We start from the raw sequence: 8934 nt of genomic DNA on the forward strand, positions 1-8934 counted from the left end.
GTTTGCTTTTCTTATAGCTTTGATTTTTGCTAAAACCTCGTTTAGTCTATCTTTAAATTCGCTATCTTCTATAAACTCGCTTTTTTTTGCGAGAAGTTCGATTTTTTTGAATTTTTGATATTTTTTTATAGGAAGACGCAAATTTTTAAATAGTGAAGATCCGATTATAAAATCGGTTGGTTTAGTTTTTTGAGGAAGTTCAAAAAACGCAAAAGCCCTTCTTTTTTCTCCATCAAAAACTACAAATTCCGCCCCAAAAGATAAAAGATACTCATCGCTCCACGATCTAGATATATCTCCGTAACTATTTTTTGCCAAGTTATATCCGAAATTTCCAAGACCTTTATTTGTAATTACGCTTTTTTTGCTTTTTTCGTAAACATCTTTTAATCTTTCTTTAGCCTCTTTGCTAAAAGATAAAGATAAAAAGTTGGATAGACTAACACCCTTTTTATCTTTTTTATTTTCTATGGAAAAGTCGATTATTAGACTATTTTTAGGAGCTTGCGAGATATCTTTTGCGTAAAAGATGTTGTTAATGTATATCGTTGAATCTTCAAAACTATCCTTTGCAAGATAGTTTTTCTCCTTTTTTATCTGTCTATTTTCTATATCTATGCTGACGGGATTGTTTAAAATATCGATAAAGAGTTTTTTTGGATATTTTTCTAAAGCTTTTGGAATCTCAAAAACCATAGCTATTTTATTAAAGGATCCGGGAGTTACAAATCTTGGTTCATAAAATCCAAACGGAACCACTTTCGTGATAGGATGCATTTTGAAAAAATAGTCTCCTTTATCGGTTTTTACGGCAAGATAAAATCTCTCTTTTGGCTCTATTGAGAGATGAGCTTGGATTTTTGATGATAGAGTGCAAAATAGGGTTAAGAAGATATTTTCTTTTTTTGTTTCGAAATTTTCGATTTTTTTATCTTTTTTTATACCCTCTACTTTTAGCGAAAATGTTTCAGATAGTTTTTTTGGAGCTGTTTTTGGAAGTTTTTTTATACTATCTTTTTTTATCTTTATAATACCGCTTATAGGAATATCAATATGTCCGTATGCCGTATCGTAAAAATGCAAAGAGCTCTGTTTCATAAAGCTGTTTGGAACTAAAAATATCAATGTTCCTTCAACTTTCTCTTTTGCTTTAATAAATATCTCTTTTTCATCTTGAGTAATCAAAGGGGTTTGTGCTAAATATGTAGCATCGGATATAGGAAGATTTAAAGCGTTGTTCCATCTTAAAAAGATATGCATTTTGGCATCGGGTATTAGATAGTCGGGTATCTTTTTAACAATTTTTACGTTTTTTTGAGATGCGCCCGATACCCAAGAAGATGGATGAGCCGAGCCGTCTGGATAGATTATTACTTCTTGAGGGGGTAAAATATTTTCAAAACTCATCCTAATAGCCATAAATCTTTTGTTATCGGGAGCCTTAATCCCTCTAAATTTTGATAAAAAAACCGCCTCTTTTAATCTAATCTTCACCGCTTTGTTTTTAGCCTCTATATTTAGGGGGATTTTTTTTGTAACGATAGACTCTTTGCCAATAATATCTTCGCCTGTTATAAATTTTGATATCTCTTTATCGTATGTTTTTAATTTCTCTCCTATTTTATATCCAATCCCTTCAAAATCGATATTTGACTCTTTAACGGGAAGCTTTTGTTTTACTAAAACCGCGTCGCTAAAAAGCATGGCTCTGCCGTAAGGATCTTTATATTTTAGATTTACTCTTAATATATGCTCGTCGGGATTGCTTGGTTTATTTAATCTTTTGTTCAAAGAAGCCAAAATCTTTTTTAAATCTTCGCTTCCCTTTGCCAAAACATACTCTCCGTTTGAGGCTTTTGCCACTTTTTTAAAAATCTCTTTTTTATCCTCGTTTGTTATTCCTATCCAAAATGTTTTTATTCCGTCATCTTTTAATTTTCCAAGAAGGGTATAAAGAGCCGTTTTATCTTTTTTTGGAACATCTATCGCTTCATCCGTTAAATAGATAAGATATCTATTTGATGAGGGAGTATTGTGCAAAAATTTGAAAGATTGCTCTATCGATCCCAATATATTTGTAGCACTTAATGGTTTCATTTGGGATATGGCTCTAATTAGTTGAGATCTATTTTGAGATAGAACCTGCTTAACTTCAATATCGTTACTAAATATCGATATTTGAACTAAAAAATCTTTAGGAAGATTTTTTACAAAATCCCTTAAAATTTCCCTAACTTTTTCCATTCTTTTTTCCATGGATCCGCTATTGTCAACCATTAGAGACAAGATAGGTTTTGAGGTAAACTCTCCATATTTTGGTCTGATAAAATGAGCTCTGTATTGATTTGTAAGGTTTTTGTTTATAGAGTCAAATACCTCTTTTAGATTTTTTATTTTTTTTGCGTAGTAATATTTTGCTCCCGTTAAAGAGGCTATTCTAGACAGTGTTGAGACATCCGGGGATTTTCCAAAACCGATGGTAAATATTGGAAAATCTATATCTTTTATCTTTTTAAATATTTCATCTTGAGTGGTTTTGCTTCCCGGTCCCGTATCGTTGTAGTTTGAGTCTTTTCCATCGGTAAATAAAATAATAGTAGCTCTTTTAGAGGTTTTTAATAGATCTATCCCTTTTGCTATAGCGTCATAAAGAGCCGTAGCTCCGTTTGCTCTAATTTTTTTTAAAGATTTTAAGGCTTTATCTTTATTGGCCGAACTTACTACTATCTTAGGTTTGGTATCAAAATCGATCAACGTTATTTTACTGTTTTGGGGCAGTTTTTTTATAAAATTTGATGTAGCTTTTATCGCCGCTTTCATACTTTTTTTCATCGATCCGGAAGAGTCAAGAAGGATAACGATATTTGGAGAGGTTTTTAATTTTTCTATTTTTTCTATTTTAGTTTTTGATCCCGCTTCTAATACTTCCAAATTATCTTTTGATATATCTATTTTTTCTTTTAGATTTAAAAGGGAAAAATCAACAAATCCTTTATCCTCTTTTAATCCGGTTTTTATAATCTCCAAAGATATATCTTCATCTTTTTTTATCTGTTTAGCAAAAAATTGAGGCCAGTTTACCTCTGTTAATCTTCCGGGATTTACCGGAATAAAATGTGCATAGCTATCTTTTAGGTTCTCGCCTAAAGAGTCTACTTTTATTTTCCAAAGCCCTCTTGGCAACCAAAAGATGGCGTTGGAGTTTGGAGTCTTGTCTCCTAAATAGTTCAATTCGCTAAATGCGGGATGAGAATATCTAACATCACCCTCTGGCGAAACTTTTGCTTTGCCGTAGGGAATATTTTTAAGAAGTATTCCGCCTAGTTTGTCGCCATTTTTGATTTTTGGAAGCTTTCCCTCTTCTTTTATGCCTATTTTTATTTTTGCCGGATATTTGTCCGTTGAAATTTTGACAAGATACTCTCCTTCTATTTGAGGAAGATCGAGTAAAAGATGTTTTTTACTAAAATCGCCGTAGATCCTTTTGTTATAGAAAAAGGAAGTTTTTAATTTTTTATATCTATTTTCAAGTTCGCACTCAAAAAGGAGGTTACTTTTTTTATCGGGAAGATCAATTTCGATAGAGATATATTTATCTCCGGGATGTTTTATATAAAAAAAATTTTTTTCTCCATCTTCTAAAAGAAACTCTTTTTTATCATCTATAAAATATATCTTTTTTAATAGAGCTTTTAAAGGTTTTTGATCGTTTATGTTAAATTTTATCCATAATATAGAGTTTTTGTCCAAATCTTTTTTCGCTACGACTTTTTCTTCGTCTTTATATATTTTTTCAAATTTTAGATTTTCTATTAAAGATAGAAAATTATCCATCTTTATTTCTTCTTTCTTGGAACACTCAAAAACTGTTCCGTAAATATCTTTACCCGCAAAATCCGTATAATCCCTTTTTATATCTACCTTTTCGCAAAGACCGATACTTTCCCATTTCTCTTTAAGAGGGATTAGATTATTGGAAAAAGCGTATATAGAAAAAAATAGTATAAAAAAAGCCAATTTTTTCATGGTAGCTCCCCTATGATGGAGTTTTAAAATATTGTAGAATAAAAAGGTTTGAGGAAATCTTAAGAGGTATATAAAAAGAATGGATATTATTTTGTATGGAAGTGGTGGCCAGGGGCGGAATCGAACCGCCGACACAGGGATTTTCAGTCCCTTGCTCTACCGACTGAGCTACCTGGCCGTGAATGTGGATTGAAATTATATTAAAAATAAAGTTAAATAAACCTTAATACATACTCTTTAAACTTTTCGCCCCTCTCTTTATAGGAGGAGAAATGATCAAGGCTGGCACACGCAGGAGAAAGAAGCGCTACTTCATCGATTTTAAGATTTTTGTTAATTTTTTCTACCGCCTTTTTTAAACTCCTACAGCCGTAAAACTCAATATTATATTTTTTTGATAGATCTTTTATATTTTTCTCCTCTTTGCCTATTGCGTAAATTGTTATATTAAAATCTTTTATAAACTCAAAAAGCGGCTTGAGATCCGCTCCTTTTGCGTCTCCTCCTAAGACAAGATGAATCTTTTTATCTTTATATCTGCTAATAGCCGCAATGGCTGCGTCAATATTTGTGGCTTTGCTATCATCAACCCATAACCTTTTATTTTTGTCGAAAAACTCTTCAAGTTTATGGGGATCGAGTTTAAATGAGTTTATTTTTTCATAATCGATTTTATTGAAAACTATTTTTTCCACTCCTAGGGCTAAAACGGCATCAAATAAAAAAGGCTCTCTAAAGACTATTTTTTTCGTATCTATACCAAAATATAGGGCAAGATCTTTGGTGTTTTCATACACTATTTTAAAGCCATTGGTTTTTTCCTTTTCAAACTCTTTTGGGATTATGCAAATTTCTCCCTCTTTTAGATTTTTTAAAGGTTTTAGTTTTGCCTCTTTATATTTGTCAAATCCGCCGTGCCAAGTGATATGATCTTCGCTAACGGGTAAGAGTATATAGATATCTGGTTTTGCGTATTTTGTATAATGGAGCGTAAAAGAGCTTGTCTCAAGCACCCAGATTTTTGCATTTTTGTCTAGTTTTGCCAAAGGGGTGCCTATATTTCCTCCGCTAACGGCGCCCCTTTTTTTTAAAAGATGGGTGATCATTTGCGTAGTTGTAGTTTTTCCGTTCGTTCCGCTTATCCATATGGTAAAGGGTTTAGAGTGTTGATGGCGTAAAAATAGGTCGTATTCGCTTATTAGATTTTTTGCCTTTTTTATAACGGGATTGGATGGAGGGATTCCGGGACTTGGGATCTCAAGTTGGGAAAATGAGGGGTTAAATTTGTCGAAAGGTTTATGTAAAAAGCCCTCTTTGTCTATATACTCTTTTTCTATATCTTCAAAAAATATCGGATCGATATTTTTGTTTTTTAAATATTTTGCTATGGCTTTTGTAGTTTTTCCGTAACCAAATAGAGATATTTTTTTTATCATTTTATCTGACTTTTAATGTTATTAACGCAATTATATTAGAAATTAGGGCAATTATCCAAAATCTTACTATTATTTTACTCTCTTTCCACTTTTTTTGCTCGAAATGGTGATGTATAGGAGCCATTAAAAAGACTCTTTTTCCTCTTAATTTGTAGCTTCCAACTTGTAGAATTACAGAAATTGCCTCCATTACAAATACAAAACCTATAATTATAAGCAAAATTTCACTTTTGGATATTATAGCCATATAGCCTAAAAAAGCGCCTATTGCCAAACTTCCGCTATCTCCCATGAAGACTTCGGCAGGATGGCAGTTATACCATAAAAATCCTATCAAAGCCCCGGCAAGTGCTGCGCCTATGATGGTAACCTCTCCTACGCCCGAGATCTTTGGCAAAAGCAAATAAGCGCTTAAAACCGCGTGACCTGTGATATAAACAAGTATCGATAAAGAAGCAAGAGCAAATATAGAAGGAACTGTTGCTAATCCATCCAATCCGTCGGTCAAATTTACGGCGTTTGATGTGGCTACCATCACTATGGTCCAAAAAAAAGCGGCAAATATGCCCATATCTAAAATCGGATATTTATAAAAAGGAATATAAAGTTTCGAGCCCAAATCTGAAAAATAAAAAAGAGTTATAGATATTAAAAAAGCGGCAATAATCTGTAAGAAAAATTTCGCTTTGGCGCTTAAGCCCGATTGGTTTTCTTTTTTTACTATTTTGGAGATATCATCTTTTATTCCTATCATGGAAAAAAGAGCCAAAGTTAAAAGTGCGCTTATTACATAAATATTATTTAGTTTTACCGTAAGCAAAGAGGAGATAAAGGTCGAAAACAAAAACACTACGCCCCCCATAGTAGGGGTATTGGCTTTTATCTTATGAGTTGAGGGGGCAAGAGAGTATATTGGCTGGTTTGCCTTTTTTCTTTTTGCCCACGATATAAATTTTGGCATTAAATATAAGCTTAGAAAAAAAGCTATGAAAAAAGCAAATCCCGCTCTAACGGTAATATATTGAAAAAGATTTATATCTAGGTGTCTATATAGCCAATAAAGCATTTATCTCCGTTAATTTATTAAATTTGATTAGATTTTACTATTTATAAAGTGAAATGTTACTAAAATTTCACTGATAAAATTATAAGTTTCAAAGGTAAGGTATGAATAGTAAAAATATTAATAAAACTATTTTGGTAATAACCGACGGGATAGGATATAACCCGGATTCCTATTATAACGCATTTGCCGCAGCCAAAAAAAAGGCTTATAAATATCTTTTTGAAAATGTTCCATACTCCTTTATAAAAACATACGGTATGAGTGTTGGGCTTCCAGAAAATCAGATGGGAAATAGCGAAGTTGGTCATATGACGATAGGAAGCGGGAGGATTTTGTATCAAGATCTTGTAAGGATCTCTTTGGCTATTGAAGATAACTCTTTTGAGAAAAACGAGGTTTTTCAAAATCTTTTGAAAAAATCAAAAAGAGTCCATATAATAGGGTTATTAAGTGATGGCGGAGTTCATTCTCATATAGATCATTTTATCTCTATAGCAAATATAGCTTCAAAATATAAAGATGTAATTTTACATCCAATAACTGATGGCAGAGACGTTGATCCAAAAAGTGCTCCAAAATATATAAATGAGTTACAAAAAAGGGTAAAAGAGGCAAAAATAGCCACTATCGGCGGTAGATTTTATACAATGGATAGGGATAAAAGATGGGATAGAATAAAAAAGGGATACAAAGCAATAGTTGAGGCAAAACCAAAAACTTCCATGGATGTTTTAGAGTATATCCATTCTCAATATGATAAAGGCGTAACTGACGAGTTTATAGAGCCTATTGCTTTTGAATGGTATGAAGGGATGCAAGATGGGGATGGGGTTTTGTTTATCAATTTTAGAAGCGATAGAATGAGAGAGATAGTTAGAGCTATAGGGGATAAAGATTTTAACGAGTTTGAAAAAAAAGAGATAGATTTAAATATAGCTACAATAGTTGAGTATGATGAAACCTTTGAATATCCCGTTATTTTCAAAAAAAGCGTGCCTAAAAATACACTATCTGAAGTTATAAGTAAAGCCGGGCTTGATCAGTTTCATACCGCCGAGACGGAAAAATACGCTCATGTAACTTTTTTCTTTAACGGAGGAGTTGAAGAGCCTTTTTTAAACGAGACAAGAGTTTTGATACCAAGTCCAAAAGTTAGAACATACGATCAAAAGCCTCAAATGAGTGCGGATGAGGTGGGTAAAGCTGTGCTTTGCGCTATGGATGAGGGGTATGAATTTATCGTGGTAAATTTTGCAAACGGAGATATGGTAGGACATACCGGAAACTACGAAGCCGCTATAAAAGCCGTTGAAGCTGTAGATGAGGAGCTTTATAAAATAATAGATAAAGCAAAAGAAAAAGATTATAATCTTATAATAACAAGTGATCACGGAAACTGTGAAAAGATGAGAGATAAAGAGGGAAATATTTTAACAAACCATACCGTTGGCGAAGTTTGGTGTTTTGTAATGGCAAAAGGAATAAACAGAGTTAAAAACGGAGGCTTAAGCAATATAGCTCCAACCGTTTTAAAGCTTATGGGGCTTGAAATTCCAAAAGAGATGGATGAACCGTTAATTTAAAAATTAATAAGGAGCAAAGATGAAATTTAGCGGAAAAAACGTTTTGGTTACCGGAGCAAGTAGAGGTATAGGAGCTCAGATCGCAAAAGTTTTGGCAAGTTACGGTTTAAAAGTGTGGATAAACTATAAAAGCTCGGCTCAAGCGGCCGATAAAATAAAAGAGGAGATAGAAAAAGAGGGCAACGAAGCTGCGGTTATCGGGTTTGATGTTAGTGACGAAAAAGCGTTTATAGAAGGGATAAAAACGATTGTTGATTGTGACGGGGAGCTTAGTTATCTTGTAAATAACGCGGGTATTACAAAAGATAAGTTAGCTATTAGGATGAGTTTGAGTGATTTTGAAGATGTGATTAGAGCAAATTTGACATCCGCTTTTATCGGATGTAGAGAGGCTTTAAAGGTTATGAGTAAAAAAAGGTTTGGAAGCGTTGTAAATATCTCTTCTATCGTGGGAGAAACGGGAAACGCCGGTCAGGTAAATTATAGCGCCAGCAAAGGGGGTATGATAACAATGACAAAAAGTTTTGCGTTGGAAGGCGCTCCAAGGGGTATTAGATTTAACGCGGTTACTCCTGGATTTATAGCTACGGATATGACTGAGTCTTTAAAAGAGGATATTAAAGAAGCCTATATATCAAAAATACCTTTAAAAAGATTTGGAGATCCAAAAGAGGTTGCCGAAGCTGTGGCATTTTTATTGAGCGATCATTCAAGCTATATTACTGGCGAAACGATTAAAGTAAACGGCGGGATGTATATGTAATGGATTAAGTGAGCGAGGGTAAAGCCGTTAGGCTTTAAGAGGCAAACTGCTTTGCCTCTG

General features: G+C 33.3%; 5 protein-coding genes and 1 tRNA gene. 2 read left to right on the plus strand and 4 right to left on the minus strand.

Features of this window, described 5'->3' with window-relative positions; genetic code table 11:
- The 4 genes from AC30RD_RS03985 to mraY form a co-directional block, all read right to left on the minus strand.
- On the minus strand, nucleotides 1-4026 hold a 4026-nt coding region (locus AC30RD_RS03985; RefSeq protein ID WP_489492963.1), incomplete at its 3' end, for a vWA domain-containing protein.
- A gap of 102 nt (nucleotides 4027-4128) precedes the next feature.
- Nucleotides 4129-4204: transfer RNA gene (locus tag AC30RD_RS03990), tRNA-Phe, on the minus strand.
- Between the two features lie 34 nt (nucleotides 4205-4238).
- Nucleotides 4239-5462, minus strand: coding sequence for a UDP-N-acetylmuramoyl-L-alanine--D-glutamate ligase (gene murD / locus AC30RD_RS03995; protein WP_489492964.1), 1224 nt, complete (start codon nucleotides 5460-5462; stop codon nucleotides 4239-4241).
- A 1-nt stretch (nucleotide 5463) separates the two neighbouring features.
- Nucleotides 5464-6528 (minus strand): phospho-N-acetylmuramoyl-pentapeptide-transferase, encoded by a 1065-nt coding sequence (gene mraY, locus AC30RD_RS04000; RefSeq protein ID WP_489492966.1) that lies wholly within the window; start codon nucleotides 6526-6528, stop codon nucleotides 5464-5466.
- A 101-nt stretch (nucleotides 6529-6629) separates the two neighbouring features.
- Here mraY and gpmI point away from each other — a divergent pair, with 101 nt between their 5' ends.
- Both gpmI and fabG read left to right on the plus strand, forming a co-directional pair.
- Nucleotides 6630-8111, plus strand: a complete 1482-nt coding sequence (gene gpmI / locus AC30RD_RS04005; protein ID WP_489492968.1) for a 2,3-bisphosphoglycerate-independent phosphoglycerate mutase — start codon at nucleotides 6630-6632, stop codon at nucleotides 8109-8111.
- 19 nt (nucleotides 8112-8130) lie between these two features.
- Nucleotides 8131-8874, plus strand: a complete 744-nt coding sequence (gene fabG, locus AC30RD_RS04010; RefSeq protein WP_489492969.1) for a 3-oxoacyl-ACP reductase FabG — start codon at nucleotides 8131-8133, stop codon at nucleotides 8872-8874.
- The last annotated feature ends 60 nt before the right edge of the window (nucleotides 8875-8934 follow it).

It is taken from the genome of Nitrosophilus sp., from assembly GCF_982775275.1.

What these genes read in the sequence shown, in the direction of transcription:
- murD (WP_489492964.1), bottom strand. Translation starts at nt 5,462, where the DNA reads ATGATAAAAAAAATATCTCTATTTGGTTACGGAAAAACTACAAAAGCC.
- mraY (WP_489492966.1), bottom strand. Translation starts at nt 6,528, where the DNA reads ATGCTTTATTGGCTATATAGACACCTAGATATAAATCTTTTTCAATAT.
- gpmI (WP_489492968.1), top strand. Translation starts at nt 6,630, where the DNA reads ATGAATAGTAAAAATATTAATAAAACTATTTTGGTAATAACCGACGGG.
- fabG (WP_489492969.1), top strand. Translation starts at nt 8,131, where the DNA reads ATGAAATTTAGCGGAAAAAACGTTTTGGTTACCGGAGCAAGTAGAGGT.